1 pseudogene is annotated in these 1,099 nt (G+C 65.4%); it reads right to left on the bottom strand.

The annotated features are described in order from the left end of the window. Nucleotides 1-145: 145 nt before the first annotated feature. Nucleotides 146-964, bottom strand: a pseudogene (locus QSK20_RS31900) (GIY-YIG nuclease family protein); the annotation flags it as partial. Nucleotides 965-1,099 lie beyond the last annotated feature (135 nt).

A 1,099-nucleotide genomic window follows, 5' to 3' on the forward strand; every position in this document is an offset into this window, starting at 1 on the left:
GACTCAAGGACCGCGACCTCGGCCGCGTCCCCGCAGCCAGCAAGACCAACGACTAAAGATCAACCAAACCAAGGTGGTCCAGTTTCAGCCGGACCACGGTGGTCACGATTGAGGCGGCGTTGACAGCAACTCGCCATATTGGCGATCATTTCTGCCGGCGGAGCTGGGGCAGCCAGTCCTCCGGCTTGCTTTCGTGGGTGGCGGGCGGCGCCCAGCCGTCCGTCAGATCCGGATTTCGTGGTGCCCATGTCGACGGAGTGTCTAGCGCCAGCACCTTTCGGAAGTTGGCGGCGGCGGCGCGACTCACCGGCCGCACCACGTAATTGAGCAGCAACGGGAAGCCTGTCTCCGCGTCGAACTGCGGGTTCCAAGTGCGGCAGAAGACCTGGCAGAAGCCGTGGATCTCGAAGACCACATGGGCGTGATCGGAGAGCCAGCTGAGTCGGTCGCCGGCCACGAGCCGTTCCCGGCCGATCAGGTGTCCGTTGGGTGCGCTGCCCTCACGGTTGAGGTATGGCAGCGGATCCTCCTCTGCCCCTTCATCGCCATCGCTCAGGCCGCGGACCATCCCGGGATCGTCGGTAACGTGCAGTTCGAGCAGGTCTCCGTCAACGTGCACCTGCCACATGTCGACCGCCTCGGCTGACGACGCCATAAGGCTCGGGTACGCCGTAACGACAAACGTCTGGCCTGCCTTCAGCGGCAACGCGACCCGATCGCCCGCACGAAGGCGGTGTACCACTGGCATGGGTTCCCAGCTGCCGATCCCGGTCACCCGCTCCTGGCAGAAGCGGATCGCCTCCTCCACCGTCGCCTGCCCGACCCGGAAGAATTCGCGGCCGGGGGCGACCCGCTGGGCGTCCAGCAGGCGGTGGACTGCCTGCTCGACCTCGTGGGCGCGCATGGTCAGGGCGCGGTAGGTCACCTCGAAGGGAAACGGCACCGGGGTGCTGAACAACTCTTCGGCACGGTCCTCAGAGAGTGTTGGGTAACTGGAGGGCTACTTCTGGTTGAGTTCGTTGTTGAGGCGTCGGGCTGCTTCGGTCTCGATGGGGCCTTGCGGTTCGATGTCCTCACCGGCGAGGCGGGCAGCCATCAG

Source organism: Micromonospora sp. NBRC 101691 (assembly GCF_030269285.1).
Lineage (GTDB): Bacteria > Actinomycetota > Actinomycetes > Mycobacteriales > Micromonosporaceae > Micromonospora > Micromonospora echinospora.